A 21726-nucleotide genomic window follows, 5' to 3' on the forward strand; every position below is an offset into this window, starting at 1 on the left:
TTGTTGTTCAGACTCTGAATGCTGAAACCAGAAGGTGTCCCAGACTTTTTGATGAATGACGTCAACCAGTTCAATACCGGCCGCTTTTAACGGCGGCAGGTTGGCATCGATCAGGGTGCCATCCGGTGTCAGGATACCGACAAAAGCAAACAGGCTGTCCAGTACTTTGCGTAAGCGTTGTTGGCTTTGTTGCTGACTGCGCTCCAGTTGCCGTAGCAAAGTGTGGTTTTGCGCCAGCACGGCGACAGCGCCGATGCTGCCATCAGGGCGGGGAACCGGAAAATAGCTACAGAGCCAGTCACTGTTTTGATCCGGCACTGCAGGCGTAGGTGCAGAGACGGCAAAATTCAGCCTGGGCTCACCACTTTTTAATACATGTAGAATAACGGGGGCTATGTCAGGTGCCAGATCCGGCAACATTTGCCAGACGGTCTGCCCCAAATGAGCGTCTATGCTGTGGCCATTAAAATCAGCCAAAGTTTGATTGATAGATAAATAGCGTAATTCAGGGTCAAGTATTGCTACGCCAGTTGGAATATGTGGTAACAGTAAATCATAGGCCTGTGCTTTCAGAGCACTCAGTTCCCTCTCTGTCATGATCACGCCGGTTCCATCCCGTTAACAACAGTGCAGGCTTAAACCCTAGTTTATAAATTGGGGAAACTCAAAGTCGCAGGCAATAATCTTCCGGGATTAAAGCACTGTCAGAAACTACCACTGACAGTGCCGCTATTGCTGAAATAACAGCCGATTCATCAATCTGCCAGATAATAGTCGACAGTGGCAACTACCCGCACTTTTTTGATATGGGGTGTGCTGCTGTCGCGGTCGCTGATACTAAATTGCCCCTGATTCGCTTGTTTAATTTTGCCTACTCTGCTGTTGGAATCGGCGGCAAATTTTTCTGCTACTTCGCGGGCATTGCGGGTGGCTTCTTCAATCATCTGTGGTTTGATGCTGTTCAGGCCGGTAAACAAAAATTCGGCTTTGCTGTCATAGTCTTGCCCCGCAATAGCAATACCGTTTTTGCTCAGCTCCAGCAGCTTTTGCATGGCACCGTGGGCCATATCCACGTTGGTACTGTAAACGGTCACAATAGAGGTCGCGGTAAATCGCGGTTGATTGGCATTGGCATCGTTATAACCCGCCTGACGGTCGACAAAAGCAGGCACTGATACCGAAATTTCGTCGTCGGTAAAACCATGTAATTTTAAAAAGGCAATCACCTGCTCGTTTTTCTTTTCCACACTGCCCACCAGCGCTGTAAGTTCGGAGCCGACATCATTAAATTTAATAGGCCAGATCACAGTGTCGGCGGCAATATCGCGTTCTGACAGGCCTTTTACCTGCACAGTACGCTCCAGCGCTTTAATCGACATTAATTGTTGGCCAAGGGTATAAGCACCAGTGATGGTGCCAAGGGTAAAAAACACACCTAAAATCCAGGCGTTACGCGACGTCATATTCATCAAAAGCTCCATGCTTATCTAATTGTGGTTTATTGTGAGTTTTGCAGGTGAATTACAGATGAACTGCAGTAAAGAAAAAAGCTCAGACTTTTGATCTGAGCTTTTATGTTAGACATGAAGGTTAATATTCTGCCCAAGATTGCCAACTGCGGATGGCGCCGTGGCTGTTGGTGCTGAACTGATGGCACTTTGCAATAACTGCAAAGTCATCTTCCCTTCCTGTACTTGCTGGGATTTCGCCAGAGCGACGCCCAGTAATTCGTAGCTTTGGCTTAATGCCGCGCCACCGATGCCTTCAGTCATAGAACCTCCCATGCCAATACACCGTTATTGTTATCGGCCCATGGCCGCTAAAGCTTAAATGTTATTTTTGTAGTATGGCAGAAGTTGTTGTTTTTAAGCTGTATTTAGTTGTGACTGGCGGCGGTGTAAGGTTGCTAAGGCAATAAAAAGCCCTGCATTTGCAGGGCTTTTTGAGTAAAAGGGCAGTTTGTTGCAGTTTCAGGACAGCTGTACCAGCGCAGTAGGGCTGGCTTTTAGTTGAGAAGGTGACAACACCGGTGTTAAAGGGCGTACCGGGCGTGTAGGGCCTTTTTTCACTGTACCTTTGATCATCGGCTCTGGTGCTACAGGTAATTTACCCAGTTTGGCAGCCAGCCCTTGTTGAATATCAGCCACTGTATAACCTGCTTTAATTTTCATACGGATATAAGGAATACCTGAAGCTTCCAAAGCACCACTGACAAACCAGTCCGGTATTGCTTTGTGACCCTCTTTGCTGGTCGTGTTGGCCAGGTCTACAACGGCCACTATGCTCATGTCGGTGCTGTCGCAAAGTACATAATCCAAGTACTTGGCATTGAGTTTTAACATAGCGGCCCTGCGGGTTTTGTTGTCGGCATTACTTTTTAATTCCAGAATATCGGCAAGTTTGACTCTGTTAATAATTTTGTATTTATCACCGACTGCTTTTTCCAGCAGCGTCAGAAAAGAACGTTCGACCGGGGTAAATAGCTGATTACGTTTGGTAAAAGGAAAAGGGTTGCCATGATGGATCAGACGATTAACGACCAATGCGGCAATCACAGCTAACAGCACCAGTAATAAGATAATAAATTCCATAATGACCTCTGACAAAATTTTGACGTTGTATCCGCAGATCTAAGCTTTATCGCGGTTGAGCATCAGATCCTTTGCAGAAGTTATGCCATGACATTAGAGTATTTACTCTTATTGGTATTTTTTAAAATGATATCAGCCATTGTTACCATTAATGGCCGTGATAAGGCCTTTTGACATATATTCCGCCTATAGTAAGCAACAGCTTTTCGTTTGCCGCGCTATTTTGTGGTGCAGCAGCAATTTCATAAGGACCAACACATGACTATTGAACGCGCCAATTTATCGATCCGCGGGGCTATGCAGCCTGCCTACGACGCCATTCTGACTGAAGAAGCCTGTGCTTTCCTGGTGGATTTAGTGCGCGCTTTCAGGCCACAGCTCAAAACGCTGCTGGCCACCAGACAACAGGTGCAGGCGCGTTATGACAATGGCGCTTTACCAGATTTTCTCGCTGAAACTGCCGACATCCGTGCCGGCGACTGGAAAGTGGCGCCCATTCCGGTTGATTTACAAGACCGCAGAGTAGAAATTACCGGTCCTGTGGATCGCAAAATGATCATCAACGCCTTAAATGCTGACGTTAAAGTCTTTATGGCTGACTTTGAAGACTCGCAGGCGCCAAGCTGGAATGGGGTCATTGAAGGACAAATTAACCTCAAAGACGCCAACCTTGGCACTATCAGTTACGAAGATCCGGCATCAGGCAAACAATATGCACTCAGAGACAACCCGGCTTTGCTGATAGCGCGGGTGCGGGGTTTGCATTTGTGGGAGCGGCATTTGTGGGTCGACGGTGAACAAATACCGGGTTCGCTTACCGACTTTGCTTTGTATTTTTTCCATAATTATCAACACCGTTTAGCCACTGGCTCTGGTGTTTATTATTACCTGCCAAAACTGCAAAGCCATCAGGAAGCTAAATGGTGGGATGAGGTTTTCCGTTTTACCGAACAGCGTTTTAACAAAGCTATTGGTACCATCCGCGCGACTGTGCTGATTGAAACTTTGCCTGCAGTGTTTGAAATGGATGAAATTTTATATAGCCTCAAAGACCATATAGTGGCGCTGAACTGTGGTCGTTGGGATTATATTTTCAGTTATATCAAAACTTTAAAGAATCATGCCGACAGAGTATTACCAGACCGTCAGGTGGTGACCATGAATCAGCCATTTTTAAGTGCTTATTCAAGGTTACTCATTAAAACCTGTCACCGCCGCGGAGCTTTGGCGATGGGTGGCATGGCAGCATTTATTCCGGCGAAAGACGCAACACAAAATGAGGCCATTCTGGCCAAAGTGACGGCAGATAAAAGTCTGGAAGCCAATAACGGCCACGACGGCACCTGGGTAGCGCATCCTGGCCTTGCAGCTACAGCCAATAGCGTCTTTAACGCCAAACTGGGAGATAAACCGAATCAGCTGCACGTGCTGCGCGAACAAGACGCGCCTGTGACTCAGGCCGATTTATTACAACCTTCAGAAGGGGAGCGCACTGAGGTTGGTATGCGCACCAATATCCGTGTGGCTTTGCAATATATTGCCGCCTGGATCAGCGGTAAAGGTTGTGTGCCTATTTATGGCTTGATGGAAGACGCTGCGACTGCGGAAATTTCCCGGACTTCTATCTGGCAATGGATCAAACACGGCAAAACCTTATCCAACGGCAAGCTGATTGATAAAGCTTTATTTAGCCAGATGCTGGCAGAAGAAGCTTTAGTGGTGAAAGCCGAAGTGGGGGACGAACTTTGGGCGGCGCAAAACTTTGGCAAAGCCCAGGCTTTACTGCTGAGTATCACCACTGCTGACGAGCTGGTGGACTTTTTGACCTTACCTGCTTATGAACTTTTGCAGTAATAATTTAATCAATTCATTGAGTTAACACATTAAACGGGGCTTAAGCCCCGTTTTGTTTTGCTGAAGAATGACGCCGGGTTTAGCTGTGTTTGTAAGACCGGCACCAAACTAAAGCTATGCGTTAATGCGCCAGCTCATCGGCAATTTCCACTATTAAACGACGTAACCAGATATGGCTGGCGTCCTGATGCAGCAGCGGGCTCCAGATCATCTTCAGTTCAATAGAGGGAATGGGAAAAGGCGGATCTAACACCTGCATGGTATTGTCGTTTTTATACAGCTGCGCAGCCCGAAGCGGCAGCGTGGCTATTAAATCTGTTTCCACCGCTAAGTGCATGGCTACATGGTAGTTACGGGTAAAAACGCTGATATTACGTTGTTTGCCAAACTTGGCCAGCGCTTCGTCTACCCAACCCAGTTTTTGTACATCGGCCGGATCCATACCAACGCCCACGCCAAAACCGGTTTTACTGACCCAGATATGCTGGCCCTTCAGGTAAGTGTCGAGGTTAAAGTTGGCCAGAATCGGGTTTTGTTTATGCACCAGGCAGGCAAAACTGTCACGCCAGATGGTTTTTTGGTGAAAAGACTGGGGCAAATCGTCAAAACGGTTGATCGCCATATCCACTTTGCCGTTTTCAACGTCATGAAAAGTCACATCAGACGGCGTCATGATATCTAATGAAGTGGCGGGAGCCTGTGCCCTTAAGCGCTTTAACAGTGCCGGGATCAGCGTGGAAGCCGCATAATCACTTGCCATAATGCGGAACACCCTGTGGCTGTGCTCCGGTTCAAAATCTTTGTTGGGTTGTAAAGTTTCTTCCAGCGTGAGCAAAATGCCGCGCACCACAGGCGCAAGTTCTTTCGCACGCTCTGTCGGTACCATACCGTCGCTGGTGCGCACCAGAATAGGGTCGTTCAGTAAATCTCTGAGCCTTTTCAGGCCGTTGCTCATGGCTGGCTGGGTAATACCAAGCTGATTGGCGGCGCGGGTGACGTTTTTTTCCCTTAACAACACATCCAGATACACCAACAGGTTTAAATCAATTTTGCTGATATTCATAAACAGGCTCTTTTGAGTGCAAAGCAGGGCTTGGTTTGGTGTTTTGTATATTCACACAATGAATGATGAGAATCAAAAAAATCAGCTTCATGAATTGGTGTTTTGCTACCTATAGTAAATGGCAACAGCAAGTGCAAAAGCAGCAACTGCTGAAACGAATTTTCATGACCCTTTTATCGTGACCTAATGCCAAACCAGAGGATGCCGCCATGTCAGCTTATCAACAGACTATTAAAACGCTGGAACAAACCGTTAAAGCACAAGGCACAGCCTGGAATGCCATCAGCGCTGAATACGCAGCCAGGATGCAATTACAAAACAGATTTAAAACCGGTCTGGAAATAGCCCAGTACACTGCCGACATTATGCGGGCTGATATGGCCGCTTATGATGCCGACAGCAGCCAATACACCCAGTCTTTGGGTTGCTGGCACGGTTTTATCGGCCAGCAAAAGCTGATTGCCATTAAAAAACATTTTGGTTCAACCAAAGGCCGTTACCTGTATTTATCCGGCTGGATGATTGCGGCTTTGCGTTCTGAATTTGGCCCGCAGCCGGATCAGTCGATGCACGAAAAAACCGCTGTGCCTGCGCTGATTGAAGAGTTATATACCTTCTTGCGTCAGGCCGATGCCCGTGAGCTGGGTGGTTTATTCCGCGAGTTAGACGCTGCCCGCGCTGCTGACGATCAGGCCAAAGCCGCTGCGGTACAAAACAAAATCGATAATTTTGAAACTCATGTAGTGCCTATTATTGCCGACATAGACGCTGGTTTTGGTAACGCAGAAGCTACTTATTTACTGGCGAAAAAAATGATTGAAGCCGGTGCCTGTGCCATTCAGATTGAAAACCAGGTGTCGGATGAAAAACAATGTGGTCACCAGGACGGTAAAGTCACAGTGCCGCATGCCGATTTCCTGGCCAAAATCAACGCAGTACGTTACGCCTTTTTAGAGCTTGGCATTGAAAACGGCATTATTGTTGCCCGTACCGACTCTTTGGGCGCAGGCCTGACCAAACAAATTGCAGTGACCAACGAAGCCGGTGATTTAGGCGATTTATATAACAGCTTCCTGGATGGTGATTACATTCAGAGTGCTGATGATATTCAAAACGGCGATGTGGTGGTGAAAGCCAACGGTAAGTTATTAAAACCAAAACGTTTACCAAGTGGTTTGTTCCAGTTTAAACCAGGTTCAGGTGTAGACAGGGTGGTGCTCGATTGCATCAGCTCTTTGCAACATGGTGCTGATTTGTTGTGGATTGAAACGGAAAAACCTCATGTAGGCCAAATTGCCGAGATGGTCGACCGCATCCGCGAAGTGGTGCCAAACGCCAAGCTGGTTTACAACAACAGCCCTTCGTTTAACTGGACTTTAAACTTCCGTCAGCAAGTGTTTGATGCGTGGCAAAAAGAAGGCAAAGATCTGTCAGCTTATGACAGAGCCAAACTGATGAGTGTGGATTACGACAACACTGAGCTGGGTGCTGAAGCAGATGAACGTATCCGTACTTTCCAGGCTGATGGGGCCAAAAGAGCGGGTATTTTCCACCACTTAATTACCTTGCCAACTTACCACACAGCGGCTCTGTCTACCGACAATCTGGCAAAAGAGTATTTTGGTGCTGCCGGTATGCTGGGTTATGTCAAAGGTGTGCAGCGGCAGGAAATCCGTCAGGGTATTGCCTGTGTCAAACACCAGAATATGTCGGGCTCTGACATTGGGGACGATCACAAAGAATATTTTGCCGGTGAAGCTGCGTTAAAAGCCGCTGGTAAAGACAACACCATGAATCAGTTTTGAGGGAAGCTGATTGATGACCCACAGGCGCTGTTCAGACAGCAGCGCCGATAATTGCGATAAGAGTTTTACGTGGTCGGGATTGGGACTTGAGGGTCTTCACGACTTTGGCAGCCGCAAGGCTGCCTTTTTTATGGTGCTGCTGCAATAAGCAGAATAGGGAAGGAGTTATCCACTGTTGCACAGCACTGGCGGAATAGAAGTGCCATATTGCTCGCTTAACTCAGGCTTGCAAAAAAGTGTTTGGCTGCACCTTGTGCGCTGCTTTGGCTGTGTTGATGGCGGCTGATGTTGATAATTCTGCTGGCGGCTGCTCATGCAACTGCCATAACAACTGGCTGATGCGCACTTTGTGGTAAGGCAGTTGCCGCTCTGCTTTGCCTGGTTTTTTCAGCACTAAGGCTTCGGCCTGAAATTGAATACAACCAGCTGCCGTTTGAATTTGATTGCCCTGACGCTGAAAGGGAATTTTTGCCAGATTCAGTCTTTCACATAAGATTGTTTTTACAGCATTTTTGTCCATACTGCCTCCGAACATACTGCCACCTTTGGCCACCAAGCGCAGGCGCAGTTTAGTGGCACAAAGTGACAATCTGTTGGCAGTTATTTGACGCTTTTTTTGAAGTGCAGCTTGCTGCCAGTGTTATGCCGTTTCCAGCTGATAACTCTGGCAAATGGCCTGCCAGGCGGCTTCGGCACTGTCGACAAACTGAATAAGCTTCATATCCTCCGGGCTTATCAGTCCTTCCTCCAACAGCAAATCAAAGTTGATCAGGCTACGCCAGAAATTTTCATCAAATAAAATTACCGGCACTTTGCTGGCTTTGCCGGTTTGCAACAAGGTCAGGGTTTCAAACAGTTCGTCCAGGGTGCCAAAACCGCCGGGGAAGGCCACCAAAGCTCGGGCTCTTTGTAAAAAGTGCATTTTACGAATGGCAAAATAGTGGAACTGAAAACAAAATTCCGCCGTGATAAAAGGGTTAGGTTGTTGTTCATGCGGCAGCACTATGTTTAACCCAATACTTTTGCCACCTGCGTCAAAAGCACCGCGGTTGGCTGCTTCCATCACGCCGGGACCACCACCACTGATAATAGTAAGTGCAGTATCCGGGCATTGTTGGCTGTGGGCAGTGACCAGATGGGCAAATCTTTGTGCTTCCTGATAATACCTGCTGTTTTTCACCTGGCGTTTAGCGATGGTTAACGCATGTTGGGCAGCTGTATCATCCGGCGTTTTGGCCAGCTGTTGTTGTGCCTGGCTCAGCAATAAAGCGGCATATTCCGGCGACAAAAACCGTGCACTGCCAAATACAACAACTGTTGCTTTAATTTTGTGTTGTTCCAGCACAGTCTGGGCTTTGAGGTATTCCAGTTGCAACCGCACATGGCGCAGTTCGTCCTGCATCAGAAAATCGTCATCACTAAAAGCCAGCCGGTAGGACGGGTGTTCCTGTAATTTTTCCGCTTGTGCTTTGGCTTCACGGGCTGAACTTAAATGGCGTTCATATAATAAATTGTGGTCGGTCAATGGGTTGCCCTCCGCCTTTGGTTGGCGTACTGTCGTTGTTACAACAACGGTCAGTGCCGCTGAATTAAACTAAGCTATTGTTTGATTTAGCTTAAATGTAGCAGCAACAGGGCTTGCTAAGCTACGGTTTTCAAAGGGAGTAATTTGATGCCTTTAAATGCCAGTTTAACCTTCTACGGTGCCGCCGGTCAGGTGACCGGTTCCTGTTATCTGCTTGAATGGAATGAACAAAAAGTGCTGCTCGATTGTGGCATGGTACAGGGTGGTGACCAAATCACTGATTTAAACAAGTTCCGCTTTCAGTTCAGGCCCAAAGATATTGATGCCGTGGTGTTATCACATGCCCATATTGACCACAGTGGTTTATTAACGCTGCTGCTGGCGCATGGTTTTCGCGGCCAGATTTTTTGCACCGAAGGTACTGCCAGTTTGCTGCCTGTGCTGCTCAAAGACGCTGTACATCTGTATTTAAAGGATTTGGAATGGCAAAACCGGCAGCGTGCCCGCCAGGGCAAACCTGAGCAAGAACCGCGGATGACGTTAAAAGATGTTGAAGCTGTGATCCGCGCTTTAAAACCTATTGCATATCAAACACAAAAGGATGTGCTGCCAGGTTTAGCGTTGGAGTTTCTGGATGCTGGTCATATTCTTGGTTCTGCCATAGTGCAGCTGTGGTTAAAACATGGCCAGGCGATGCGTAAACTGGTGTTTTCCGGCGACCTCGGTAACCCTGCCACTGTGCTGATGCACGACCCTTCAATAGTCAAACAAGCTGATGTAGTGTTGATGGAAAGTACCTATGGCGACCGCGACCATCAGCCGCTGAGCAATACTCTGGAAGAATTTGCCAATGCATTGGCAGAGGCCGATAAAGCCGGTGGTAATGTATTTATTCCGGCTTTTGCTTTGGGGCGCTCGCAGGAAATTTTGTATTACCTTGGTGTGTTATATCATCAGGGCAGACTCAGGCAAAAAATGGTGGTGCTTGATAGCCCGATGGCCATTGAGATCACGAAAATTTACAATCAACTCATTGATGAGTTTGATAAAAAAGACACTCAGGTATTTAAAAAATACGGTGCCCGTGACTTACAGAGTTTTTTGCCGATTTTGCATTTAACTGAAAAAGTCGAGCAGTCGATGGCGCTGAACCGCGTCACCCAGGGAGCCATTATTATTGCCGGCTCAGGCATGTGTAATGGCGGCCGTATTGCCCATCACCTGAAACACAATTTATGGAAAAACGCTAACCACATTATTTTTGTTGGTTTTCAGGCCAAAGGTACTTTGGGCCGTAAGCTGGTGGATGGTGAAACCAGGGTGAAAGTGATGGGGCAACCTTTAGTGGTGAAAGCCACTATTCATACCATAGGTGGCTTTTCCGCCCATGCCGGTCAGTCACAGCTGATTAATTGGGCCAAAGCCATTGGTGGTGAACCACAGTTTTATCTGGTACATGGTGAACCACAGGCGCAACTGGTGTTACAGGAAAAACTGCAACAACGGGGTATGAAGGTAGACATTGCTGAAATGGGGCAAAAAATTCAGTTGTGAAGCGAAATAAAGTGAAGGGGCAGGCAACACCTGCCCCTGATTAAAGGTAACATCCGGCGATCTGTCAGGACGCCTGCACCTGAGTCGGGCTGACATCTTCACTTGGATAACAGCCCAGCACTTTAACAAAACGGGTGATGCGGTTGAGTTCATCCAATGCACGTTTCATCGCGTAGTCTTCCAGATTGGCCAGCACATCCACATAAAACATTTCTTCCCATGGATTGCCCGGAATAGGCCGCGACTCCAGTTTGCCCATGCTGATGCCATGGGTTTTTAATACCATCAGTGCATCGACCAAGGCTCCGGGCTGCTGGCCGGTATACATAATAAAAGTGGTTTTGGCCGGAATGGCTTTGGCAACAGCAATGGCTTTACGCGCCACCACAATAAAACGGCTGACATTGTCTTTTTGGTTGGCAAGGTCGCGGCCCAGCACTTCCAGACCATACAGCTGACCCCCTTCTTCACCACCAATAGCGACTACGGATAAATCGTTGGCCTGACGCACCCTGTTAAAAGCGTCGCTGGACGCTTCACAATATTCAATTTTGACATTTTGTAAGGTTTGCAGATAGTTACTGCACTGCGCTATCACCTGTGGGTGCGCACAAATTTGTTTGATCTGACTTAAATCTGTGCCTGGTAAACCGAGCAGACAATGTTTAATAGGGTGGGTCAGCTCACCGACAATAGACAGGCGGGTGTGCTGCAATAAATCAAAAACTTCATTAATACTGCCGCTTGAAGTGTTTTCAATCGGCAACACCGCGTAATCGGCGTGACCTGTTTCCACAGCCTGCACTATTTCGTTAAAGCTGTCACAGCCAATTTCAATCAGTTTTTCGGCGCGGCGGGTGAAGTATTTTTGGGTGGCCCAATAACTATAAGAACCCTGACGCCCCAGGAAAGCCACCCGGCACACAGGGCCATTGTCGCCGTTCAGCTGGCCCTGCACTTTGGCCTGTTGTTGTAATACCGAATCTTCAATAATCACATGATACAACTTGGTGACATAACCAGCGTCCAGTCCAAGGCTTTTGCCTTTTTCAATCAGGCTTAACAACAATTCCTGCTCACGTTTTTGGTCGCGGATAGGTTTATTTTGTGCCAGTTTAGCGTCGGCCACACAAAGGGCCAAAGCACGGCGTTTGGCCAATAACCCCAGCAGCTGTTGGTCGGTGTCGCTGATGTCGGTGCGGATTTGGTCAAGTTCTATTGGCATTGATGTTGGCATTCCGGTGTTCCTTTATCTAAAAAAAAACCTCCCGTTTGGGAGGTTTTTGACTGTTTAATACGCGCGCAGCCAGTTACCTCCCGAGTCGGGTGGTAAAGCTAAAAAAGAAGCGGGCTACGAGCTTTAATGTTTTCATGACCTCTACAATAATCAGTCTGGATGGCTAAAGTCAACCGCGAGGTTGTAATTCCAACAAGTATTTTTCTGCGCCTGGTAAAAAGCCAAGTTCTTTTTCACCGGCCCAGAAGGCGTGATCTGCACGGTAGAACTCCGACAAAGGATGGCCGGACTGGCCGCCTGGTATCGTCAGAATGCCATGTTGCTCCTGGCCTGGCGCCACCACCATCCGCTCTGACTGGCCATGCTCAGGCCTTTGTACTCTTGGCATATGCCGGTCACCTGCCATGGCTTTGGCCGGCATATCTAAAAGTGGCGACAACAAAGGCAAAGCTTTACTGAGCGGATGTTGCAGCTCAACTGTGTTAAGGCTGCCCCAGTTTAAATTGGCCAGTTCAGCCTGATGTTTTTCAAGCAGTTTCTTTTTACTTTTGAGCACAGCTTGTTGCAGTAACATTTGCCAGCTACTAAAACCTTCCGGCAGCGTGTCGGCTCTTTTGGCTTGTAATAAAGCCCAGCCAGGGGTTTCCGGGCTGAGTTTTAAATCGGCCAGTGTGAGCTTTTGTGTTTCCAATAAAGCAGCCAAAGGTGCAAACATCAGCTCCAGAGTTTCATCGCGAAATGCCCGTACCAGCGGATAACCGGCATCATCCGGATGCGCCGCTTTGGCGCCATTTTTCACCTGGGCAAGGTATGGTTCCAACTGGTGTTCTTTGACAAAATCATCGCTCAGCACCTCTAATAACAACTGTTTCCAGCGCTGCAAAAATAACGCACGGTGATCCAGCTGAATTTGATGCAGGCTCTGTTCATTGTGTTGGTCTTTGGCCAATAAAGCATCGCGGATTTGCTGGCCACGGGCGCCTAAATCATAACCACCATCGCCTATCAGTTGCAGTGATTTACCACCCACAGTACGTGCATTGGCGGTCCAGAGGCGCTGATTCGCCGGGTTTTTCAGTTTTGGGTAAGCACTAGCATCCAGATAACCGTCCCAGTAGTTATCGCCGTCGCTCCAGTCCTGTGGTACGTCCATATCTTTGAGCTGGCGGTTTGGAATGGCGCCTATTAAGGTCCAGCCTATATCGCCGTTTTTATCGGCAACCAGCAGATTTTGTGCCGGCACGCCCACAGCAGGTGCCAATTTTAATGCTTCATCCACCGAAGTTGCCTGCTCCAGCGTTAGCAAATTCAGGTTGATACCCGCTTTGTCATAAGCCACCCAGCGCAGTGCATAACCATCAAAAGGGGCTGCCATTAACGGCCCCCACTGAGTCTCTTTGACCAGCATAATATGGTCAGCTTTACCTTTGATTTTAATCACTTCATTGTTGTAGCTATATTCTTTATCACCTGCAGGTGTTTGATAACGAAGCGGATCTTCAGCTGCTTTTATTTTGATCAGATCCTGCCAGTCGGCAGTGCTGTTGGTAAAACCCCAGGCAATATGACCATTGCTGCCGGCCACTACTGAAGGTGTTCCCGGCAAAGTGACGCCTGTGACCTGTAGTTTTTTGTCGCCCGCGCGCCAGTTCAGCTGTGCTTTATACCAGGTGCCTGGCACGCGGATGCCAAGGTGCATGTCGTCAGCCAGAATAGCGCTGCCATGCGGCGTGAGGGCGCCAGCTACCGCAAAGTTATTGCTGCCGATATCGCGGCTGTCACGAAAGCCACAGTGCTGACATGCTGTTTTAGCGCTGGCAAAAGGATAAGGACTGTCAGGCATGGCTACAGCTTTGACTTCAGAGCCGTCAATGGCCGCTTGCCAGTCGCTGCTGTGTTGATTAAAAAAACGGTACCATTCGGCCGGTACAGCTTGCTTCAGCTGTTGTTGTGCCAGCTCGTCTTTGCCAAGCGCACCTTGTAAATCCAGGTACATACTAAATACTACCAGCAATGAGTCCGCTTCCTGCCATGGCCGTGGTTTTTGCAACAACAAACCATATTCAAAAGGCGGCAGGCTCAGTGACAACAAAGCTGCATTCACGCCCAAAGTGTAATGTTGCAACAGTTCCAGTTGTGGTTTAGGCAGTTGGGCCACAGCGGTCTCAGCTCTGTCGCGAAACCTGTGCATACGACGGCTGATATCAAGTTGCAAGGCCTTTTCACCAAACAGCTCTGACAGTTCACCGGCGGCATTACGCCTTAATAAATCCATCTGGAAAAAACGCTCCTGGGCATGGGCAAACCCCAGTGCATAAGCGGCGTCCAGCCGGCTGTCTGCATTAATGCTGAGATAACCATTGGCATCGCGGCTTAGCTGCACTTTTGCTTTCACATCGGCCTGATATTCGCCCTGATATTGCGGCAGGCTGGCGCGCAAACCGACGTAAACCAGCAGTGCCAGCAACAGCACCAGTCCTGTTATCGTATAAAGTGAGGCTTTGAACCATTTCATCAGGATTTCTGCTCTTTTTCCGTTAGAATCTGCGACTTAGAATATAAGATTTCTGTGGAAGCGAATATGCAAAAATACAAAATCTGGGACGGCGCAGTGCGTTTTTTCCATTGGAGCCAGGTCTTGTTGCTGGGGGGGTTGTGGTACAGCGCTGAGCAGGAGTTGTACGGCATTCATATGACGCTGGCCTATAGTCTGGCTGCGCTGCTGCTGGCAAGGCTGGTATGGGCTTTGGTTGGCAGTGACAATGCCCGTTTTGGCCATTTTGTCTATTCACCGGCCGAGGTCTGGCATTATTGGCGGCAAAAACCTCAATCTGGGGTGGATGGCCATAATCCGCTGTCAGGTTATATGGTGCTGTTGTTGTTACTACTGGTATTGCTGCAGTTTATAACCGGTCTGATGACTACTGATGATGTGTTCACCGAAGGACCTCTGGTGGCAGCGGTGGACAGCAGTTGGGTGGCTTTGGCCAGCAGTTTTCATCGTTTGAATCTGGATATTTTGCTGATACTGATTGGACTGCACGTGCTGGCGGCTTTATGGCATCAATGGCGTGGTGACAAAGTGATCAGTCAGTTAGTGACAGGAAAAAGTGAGCAGCCACTGAGTCAACCATTGCAGTTTCAAAAGTTTTATTGGTTTTTGTTGCTGGTGTTGTTGTTTGGTTTTGGCTTTTATAGCTGGCAAGGTGAGCAGCTTTGGTTGTTGCTGCAGGCTGATCTGGCTGGCTGATAGCTGGGTGACTTTTGAATAAAAAAGCACAGTGTTCACTTGTGCCTTTTTATGTACAGGATGTTCGGTATGCCGCTATTGCCGGAGCAAATAGCGGCGATTGCCGACTAAACCCTGAGCTGGATTCGCCGCTATTAATCTGCTTTATATTTGTCGTGGCAGGCTTTGCAGTTTTTGGCAAAAGCCATAAAAGCAGCTTTTATTTTGGCCTGATCCTGAGTTGAAGCTGCAGCTTGTAATGCTTTGGCATCTTTGTTCAGCTGATCACCACGGTTTTGAAAGTCCTGCAGGTTTTGCCAGATTTCTGCTTTGGCATCTTTAGTGGCTTTATCGGCGCCAGGCACGGTAAAAGCTTCCCACGGCAAGGTGGTTAAAGTTGCCAGAGCGTCAGCACGTTTTTGTAGCCGGCTGGCTTCAAAAGGCACGGCGCCGCCCAGCATATCTTTGATATCCGCCATATTGTGACGGATCAGCTGAAAACTGTGCTGGCGATAGCTCACTGCATCTTCAGCTTCAGTAAAAGCACTGGCAGCCAGCACAGAGCCGCTCAGCAAGGTTAACAGGGTGGTGCTTAATAAGAGTTTTTTCATCCGATGATTCTCATTTGTTTGAATAGCATGCAATAATGTTAAAGCTTTTCAGCGCTTTGGTATAGTCAGTGAAAGCCAAACGGTCAGTAGGCCGGGACAGTTACCAAATCTTCCGATGATAAAAAAATACAACCATCAGGGTCGCGAGTGAAGGAAGCAAGTTATAAAACCTCAGGTCTGAATTCGCTCAGCATCAAATTTTCTGCTTTGGTGTTTTTGCTGACGGTCGCCGCCAGTACTCTGATTGCATTTGCCATGCTGGCACTGCAGCAGGAAGTACTGATTGAGCAAGAACGAATTTCTTTGGTTCAGACCACCAGCCGTTATGCCAAGCAGCTCGACAGCGATTTTTGGCAAAAAGAAAAAAAAGCCATCAGTGCTAATCAGGTGGTGAGCCGTTATCTGGCCAGTCAACAAGTGGTGACTCAGGTGACGCCTGATGCTTTGCCCGATGGCAGTGTGCGCAGCAAAGACGATTTATCGGCAGCTTTTCAGCTGCAACAAAAATTTCAGCAACAACCCCATGCTTATTTTTCACAAACCGCTGAGTTATGGCAGCAACTGGCGCCTGTGCTGCTAGAAGACTTTTTTAACTTTTATTTTATTTCCAAAGACGGTTTTATCCGGATAGCGCCAGCCGACTGGGCGCTGGAAATTCAGGCTGATCATAATTTTCAGCAGGATATCTTTTTTAAAATTGCCACGCCGGAACAAAATCCGGCCCGGCTGCCACGCTGGACCCCTTTGTATTTTGATGCCATCTGGCAAAAATGGATGACCAGTCTGGTGATCCCTGTGTATATCAATGATGAGTTTGTTGGTGTCACAGGCACTGATGTGGTGCTGGATGAAGTTTTTTCTAATCTGGCGCAAATTTCGCAGTGGGAACCGGGACGCCAGGCTTTGTTATTTGATGGAGATGGCAATTTATTACATGACAGCGACAACAGCCTGCAACAAAGTTTGAAAAAACCGAAGATGAATCAGCTGGCGGTGGGCGTCAAACCTGCCAATCCGCAGCTGGCGGCTTTTATTCAACGGGTGGTCAAATCCCCGAATGAACTGGTCGCAAACAGTAAGTCGATGCAGGATTATGTTGCTTCTGCCGCCCGTATTGAAAGGCTGGATTGGTATGTGTCTTTGTACCATAGCAAATCCCATGTCATCGAAGGTCTCGACAGTTATCGTGACAACGTGGTGCTGCTGTTTTTACTGGTGGCGCTGATAGTGGCGCTGGCGCTGCAGTTTTTTATCTATAAATTTGTGCTTAAACGTCTGACCCGGCTGGCAGGGGCGGTGCAACGTTTATCCCATGGCGAAGCCAGTCAGCTGGAGCTGGACGAACGTTCAGACGAAATTGGTTTGTTAAACCGCGCTTTTGTGCGGATGTCAGATGAAATTCATCAGCTGATTTCCGGTTTAAATACCCGCATTCAGGAAAAAGAAGAAGCAGAACGGGCCACCCGTAAACTGAGCAAAGCTGTGGCTTTTTCCAGTTCCGGCATAGTGATCACCGACCATCAGCTGCAAATTGAATATGTAAACCCGTTTTTACTGGAAATGATTGGCTGTACACCAGTGGATGTGATGGCCAAGCCATTACATCTGTTGTTTGCCCAGGAAATGCGTTTTGTGGGTGCGGACATTCTGCAGAGTCTGCAGGAAAGGCACCACTGGCGTGGCGACATGTTATTGCAACAAGGCAGCAAACAGTTCTGGGCCAGTTTAGCCATAGCACCTATCCGCGACGATAAAGGCGACGTCAGTAACTATGTATGTGCGATGCAGGACATTTCTTTTATTAAAGAAAGTCAACGCAAAATGGAACAATTGGCCTATTACGACGTGCTGACCGGCCTTGCCAACCGCAGTTATTTCCGCGACCAGCTGAAAAAAGCCATTGCCATGTCGAGCCGTGGTTATTACCACTTTGCGCTGTTGTATTTTGATTTGGATGAATTTAAACGTATTAACGACACCCTGGGCCATGACGCCGGTGATGAACTGTTAAAAGAAGTGGCCAGAAGGCTGATTAGCCGCCTGCGCGAAGAAGACACCATAGCCCGGCTTGGTGGTGACGAATTTGCGGTGATTTTAAGTGGTATTGCTGACAGAAAACAGGCGGCCGCCATTGCCACTAACTTACAACAGGCTTTTGCGTTGCCCGTCAAGCTGGCAGGGCATGATGTGTCTATCAGCGCCAGTATTGGTATTACCATAGCGCCGGAAGACGCCGACGAAGAAGAATTGTTGCTAAAACATGCTGATTTGGCGATGTACGAAGCCAAGGCCCGTGGCAAAAATACCTATCACTTTTTCAGTCAGGATTTAAACGATGCTGCCAAAGAGCGGCTGGAAATTGAAAACCAGTTGCGTGAAGCCATTCGTGAGCAGCAGTTTATGTTGTATTACCAGCCAAAAATTGATATCCGCACCCAGCTGATTGTCGGATATGAAGCTTTGTTACGCTGGCTCAGGCCCGACAATACCATGGTACCGCCTTTGCGTTTTATTCCGGTGGCCGAATCGACCGGTTTAATAGTGCAGATAGGTGAATGGATCATTCTGGAAGCCTGTCGCTTTTTGGCCAGACAACACAGCAGAGGCAATTTAATTACTGTTTCTATTAACTTATCGGCCAGGCAGTTTACCGATCAGGATTTGCCTTTGGTGGTGGAGCGAATTCTGAAACGAACTGGTGCTGCGCCTGAGTATCTGATTTTTGAAATCACTGAAAGTATGTTAATGGGCGATACCGATGCGGCTATTGTCCAGTTAAACGAGTTAAAACGGCTCGGATTGGCTTTATCTATCGACGACTTTGGTACAGGCTATTCGTCGCTGAGTTATTTAAAGCGTTTCCCGGTAGACGAGCTGAAAATAGACCGCTCTTTTGTCAAAGATATCCCGGAAGATAAAAACGACATGGACATCACAGCCGCAATTATTGCAATGGCGCAGAAGATGGATCTTCGTGTGGTGGCCGAAGGGGTGGAGACACAAGAGCAAGTCAACTTTCTACGCGATAATGCGTGCTATCTGGTGCAGGGGTATTTCTACAGCATGCCATTGGCAGAGCAGGAATTGTCCCGATTAAACTACGACACTATCAGTTAATTTCCGAATTAAAATCAGGAACATACACATGAATTCATTCCGCTTGTCGCTGCTAAGCGCCGCTATGGTTTTGTCCATTGCGCCCGTCGCTGCAGACCAAACCCGCCCACTACAGGGGATCAGGGACAAAACTCCTAACTTACTGGCTTTTGTCAATGCCACTGTGCACACCGAACCTGGTAAAACAATAGATAACGCCACAGTGCTGGTGGAAGATGGCAAAATTACCGCTGTAGGTACAGCGGCGGCACCAGCCGGCTACCGTCGTATCGACGCCAGTGGCCATCATATTTATGCCGGTTTTATTGATGCTTACAGCGGTTATGGTGTGGAAAAAGCGCCGGAAGCCAAAGCTTTTTCTTTTGGTGATGATCCTGTTTATCAAAACGAACGCAAAGGTGGCAACGCCAGCAATGCCGCTATTCATGCTGAACGGCAGTGGGCCCTCGATTTTGCCCCTGTAGCTGAAGACGCCAAAACTTACACCGAACAAGGTTTTACCGTAGTACAGTCGGCACGTCAGGACGGTATTTTCCGTGGCCAGGCTGTGGTGGCTTCTTTGGGGAAAGGTTTGCCGGGAGAGCTGATTTTAAAAGCCGGTGGCGCCCATTTTATGGCTTTTGATAAAGGCAGCTCCAAACAAAGTTATCCATCATCGCTGATGGGCAGTATTGCGCTTATTCGTCAGACGTTATCCGATGCCAACTGGTACAGTGACGCTTATGGCAAACAGGATACGCTTATCAGCCAGCAGCCGGTTGAGTTTAATGCCGCCCTTGCTGCTTTAACCAAGCTGCCTGAAACAGGTCTGGTGTTTGCGAGCACAGACGACAGGGCAGTACTGCGTATCGACAGCCTGCTGAAAGAATTTAACCTGCAAAATGCTGTAGTGCTTGGTTCTGGTTTTGAGTACAGCCGGGTGAATGAAATTAAAAACACCGGCCGCAGTTTTATTATGCCAGTGGCTTACCCTGAAGCACCTGCTGTTGCCAATATCGACGATCAGCTGGATGTAAATCTGGCGCAGCTGCGGCACTGGGAAAGAGCTCCTGCCAACCTGGCCACTATGGCCAAAGCCGGCATTCCATTTGCGCTGACTACCCACGCGCTGGAGAAAAAAGAGCAGTTCTGGCCCAACCTGCGTAAAGCCATCAAACATGGTTTAGCCTCAGATAAAGCGCTGGCGGCATTAACCACTGTGCCTGCTGCTATGCTGGGTTTACCTGAACAACTGGGTAAAGTAGCCCCCGGTTATCAGGCCGACTTAGTGATTGCCAAAGGTGATTTATTTAAAGACGGTGAAATTGTCGCCACCTGGATCCGTGGCCAGGAACAACAATTTAAACCGCTGCAACAGCCTCAGTTTGCAGGGAACTATAACCTGAACCTGCAAGGCCAGCCATTAAAGCTGGAACTGACAGGAGAAGGCAGCAAGCTGGAAGGCAAGTTGCACAACGGCGACAAAAATGTGGCGCTGAAAAACCTGAGCCAAAACGACAACAAACTGCAGTTTACTGCTGACTTAGCCGAAGCGGCCGCAGGCACTGGTGTGCTGCAGGTGAGCGCCACTTTAGACGGCGCTTTATTGTCAGCCAACTTGTTATTGCCTTCAGGCGCTCGACAACAGCTGATGTTAAGCAAAGAAGCAGTGGCTGCCAAAGCTGATGAAGCCAAAAGCGACACTGAGACCAGCTTGGTTTCCAAAGTGACTTATCCAAACCGTGCTTTTGGTCTGGATGCACCGCTTAGCAGAAAAAATGTGCATATTAAAAACGCCACTGTCTGGACTTCAGATAAAGCCGGCAAACTGGAAAATACCGATGTCATCGTCAAAGACGGTAAATTCAGCGCCATTGGTCAGAACCTGTCGACCCCTTCCGGTTATCAGGTGATTGACGCCACTGGCCAGCATTTAACTGCCGGCATTATTGACGAACATTCGCACATTGCCATTGAAATGGGCGTGAACGAAGGTTCAGATGCTGTAACTTCTGAAGTGCATATTGGTGATGTGCTGGACCCTGATGACATTAATATTTACCGTGGTTTAGCCGGCGGTACCACCACTGCTCAGCTGTTGCACGGCAGTGCTAACCCTATAGGTGGTATGGCGCAGGTCATTCAACTGCGCTGGGGTGTTACACCTGAAGGCCTGAAGTTTAAAGATGCACCACCGAGCATTAAGTTTGCGCTGGGCGAAAACGTCAAACAAGCCAACTGGGGTGAAGCTTTTACCAGCCGTTATCCACAAACCCGTATTGGTGTTGAAACAGTCATGCGTGACGCTTTCCAGGCCGCTAAAGAATACAAAGCCGCCTGGGCCGCTTATGACAACTTATCGCGCAGTGAGAAAAAAGTCACAGCAGCACCAAGAAAAGATTACCGCCTGCAAACGCTGGTGGAAATTCTGGACAACAAACGTTTTGTGCATACCCACTCTTATGTGGCTTCTGAAATTCTGATGCTGATTAATTTAGCAGACGAAGTTGGTTTTAAAGTGCATACCTTTACCCACATTCTGGAAGGTTACAAAGTGGCCGACGAAATGAAAAAACACGGTGCCAGTGCTTCTACTTTTGCCGATTGGTGGGCTTATAAAATGGAAGTTCAGGATGCTATTCCAAGCAATACCTGTTTAATGGCCGACCGTGGTGTGCTGGTGTCGGTGAACTCTGACAGCCCGGATTTACAACGTCGTCTGAACCAGGAAGCTGCCAAGTCAGTGAAATATTGTGGTATGTCGGAAGAAGAAGCACTGAAAATGGTCACTATTAACCCAGCCATTCAGTTGAATATTCAGGACAAAGTCGGTTCTGTGACCGAAGGTAAACAAGCGGATTTTGTGCTCTGGAGCGCTAACCCATTATCTGTGTATGCCAAAGCACAACAAACCTGGATTGATGGTGTGCCTTATTACGACATTAACCGTGACGTCCAGCTGCAACAGCAAGTGCTGGCAGAAAAACAACAGCTGATGCAAAAAGTGCTGGGTGCTTCAGATGCTGCCAAAAAAGGCAGTGGTGGCGCGCATAAATCCAACGAACCTATCTGGCACTGCGAAGACAATGGCGACTGGTTAAGAGCCCGTTTTAGTGGCGGTCAGCATCTGCATTCACATGCAGCGCTGTAGGAGAATGACA

The 21726-nt window shown here is 48.2% G+C and carries 16 protein-coding genes; 6 read left to right on the forward strand and 10 right to left on the reverse strand.

Annotated features, from left to right (window positions below; all coding sequences use genetic code 11):
* From RCH83_RS11900 to RCH83_RS11915, 4 genes are all read right to left on the reverse strand, one after another.
* On the reverse strand, positions 1-597 hold a 597-nt coding region (locus tag RCH83_RS11900; RefSeq protein WP_306522328.1), incomplete at its 3' end, for a PAS domain-containing protein.
* Positions 598-755: 158 nt separating this feature from the next.
* On the reverse strand, positions 756-1469 hold the full coding sequence (locus tag RCH83_RS11905; protein WP_306522330.1) for an SIMPL domain-containing protein: 714 nt from the start codon (positions 1467-1469) through the stop codon (positions 756-758).
* A gap of 108 nt (positions 1470-1577) precedes the next feature.
* On the reverse strand, positions 1578-1784 hold the full coding sequence (locus RCH83_RS11910; RefSeq protein WP_306522332.1) for a hypothetical protein: 207 nt from the start codon (positions 1782-1784) through the stop codon (positions 1578-1580).
* Between the two features lie 186 nt (positions 1785-1970).
* Positions 1971-2591 carry a DUF2726 domain-containing protein gene (locus RCH83_RS11915; RefSeq protein WP_306522334.1) on the reverse strand — a complete coding sequence of 207 codons (621 nt, stop codon included), beginning with the start codon at positions 2589-2591 and terminating at the stop codon, positions 1971-1973.
* 258 nt (positions 2592-2849) lie between these two features.
* On the opposite strand from RCH83_RS11915, the gene aceB reads away from it, so the two are divergent.
* Positions 2850-4445, forward strand: coding sequence for a malate synthase A (gene aceB, locus RCH83_RS11920; RefSeq protein ID WP_306522336.1), 1596 nt, complete (start codon positions 2850-2852; stop codon positions 4443-4445).
* 121 nt (positions 4446-4566) lie between these two features.
* Here the strand turns inward: aceB and RCH83_RS11925 are convergent, their stop codons facing one another.
* Positions 4567-5508 (reverse strand): LysR family transcriptional regulator, encoded by a 942-nt coding sequence (locus RCH83_RS11925; RefSeq protein WP_306522338.1) that lies wholly within the window; start codon positions 5506-5508, stop codon positions 4567-4569.
* 209 nt (positions 5509-5717) lie between these two features.
* Between RCH83_RS11925 and RCH83_RS11930 the strand changes: the two genes are divergently transcribed.
* Complete coding sequence (locus tag RCH83_RS11930) at positions 5718-7313, forward strand: isocitrate lyase (RefSeq protein ID WP_306522341.1); 1596 nt, start codon at positions 5718-5720, stop codon at positions 7311-7313.
* A gap of 220 nt (positions 7314-7533) precedes the next feature.
* Here RCH83_RS11930 and RCH83_RS11935 read toward each other — a convergent pair whose 3' ends face one another.
* Together RCH83_RS11935 and RCH83_RS11940 are read right to left on the reverse strand one after the other, a co-directional pair.
* Positions 7534-7833, reverse strand: a complete 300-nt coding sequence (locus RCH83_RS11935) for a hypothetical protein (protein WP_306522343.1) — start codon at positions 7831-7833, stop codon at positions 7534-7536.
* A 120-nt stretch (positions 7834-7953) separates the two neighbouring features.
* Positions 7954-8838, reverse strand: coding sequence for a TIGR00730 family Rossman fold protein (locus RCH83_RS11940; RefSeq protein WP_306522345.1), 885 nt, complete (start codon positions 8836-8838; stop codon positions 7954-7956).
* A gap of 147 nt (positions 8839-8985) precedes the next feature.
* Between RCH83_RS11940 and RCH83_RS11945 the strand changes: the two genes are divergently transcribed.
* Entirely contained in the window at positions 8986-10392 is a 1407-nt protein-coding gene (locus RCH83_RS11945; protein ID WP_306522347.1) for an MBL fold metallo-hydrolase RNA specificity domain-containing protein, read from the forward strand.
* A gap of 64 nt (positions 10393-10456) precedes the next feature.
* On the opposite strand, the gene RCH83_RS11950 is transcribed toward RCH83_RS11945, so the two are convergent.
* Both RCH83_RS11950 and RCH83_RS11955 read right to left on the reverse strand, forming a co-directional pair.
* A complete protein-coding gene (locus tag RCH83_RS11950; RefSeq protein WP_306522349.1) occupies positions 10457-11629 on the reverse strand; it encodes a chorismate mutase in 1173 nt (390 codons plus the stop codon).
* Positions 11630-11798: 169 nt separating this feature from the next.
* Positions 11799-14144 carry a penicillin acylase family protein gene (locus RCH83_RS11955; RefSeq protein WP_306522351.1) on the reverse strand — a complete coding sequence of 782 codons (2346 nt, stop codon included), beginning with the start codon at positions 14142-14144 and terminating at the stop codon, positions 11799-11801.
* 66 nt (positions 14145-14210) lie between these two features.
* On the opposite strand from RCH83_RS11955, the gene RCH83_RS11960 reads away from it, so the two are divergent.
* Entirely contained in the window at positions 14211-14879 is a 669-nt protein-coding gene (locus RCH83_RS11960; RefSeq protein ID WP_306522353.1) for a cytochrome b/b6 domain-containing protein, read from the forward strand.
* Positions 14880-15013: 134 nt separating this feature from the next.
* Here the strand turns inward: RCH83_RS11960 and RCH83_RS11965 are convergent, their stop codons facing one another.
* Positions 15014-15469 (reverse strand): cytochrome c, encoded by a 456-nt coding sequence (locus RCH83_RS11965; RefSeq protein WP_306522356.1) that lies wholly within the window; start codon positions 15467-15469, stop codon positions 15014-15016.
* 147 nt (positions 15470-15616) lie between these two features.
* Between RCH83_RS11965 and RCH83_RS11970 the strand changes: the two genes are divergently transcribed.
* Both RCH83_RS11970 and RCH83_RS11975 read left to right on the forward strand, forming a co-directional pair.
* Positions 15617-18586, forward strand: coding sequence for an EAL domain-containing protein (locus tag RCH83_RS11970; RefSeq protein WP_306522358.1), 2970 nt, complete (start codon positions 15617-15619; stop codon positions 18584-18586).
* A 28-nt stretch (positions 18587-18614) separates the two neighbouring features.
* Positions 18615-21716: an amidohydrolase family protein gene (locus tag RCH83_RS11975; RefSeq protein ID WP_306522360.1), complete on the forward strand. Its 3102-nt coding sequence runs from the start codon at positions 18615-18617 to the stop codon at positions 21714-21716.
* Positions 21717-21726 lie beyond the last annotated feature (10 nt).

The organism is Rheinheimera sp., from assembly GCF_030824435.1.
In the GTDB taxonomy this organism is placed as follows: Bacteria; Pseudomonadota; Gammaproteobacteria; order Enterobacterales; family Alteromonadaceae; genus Pararheinheimera.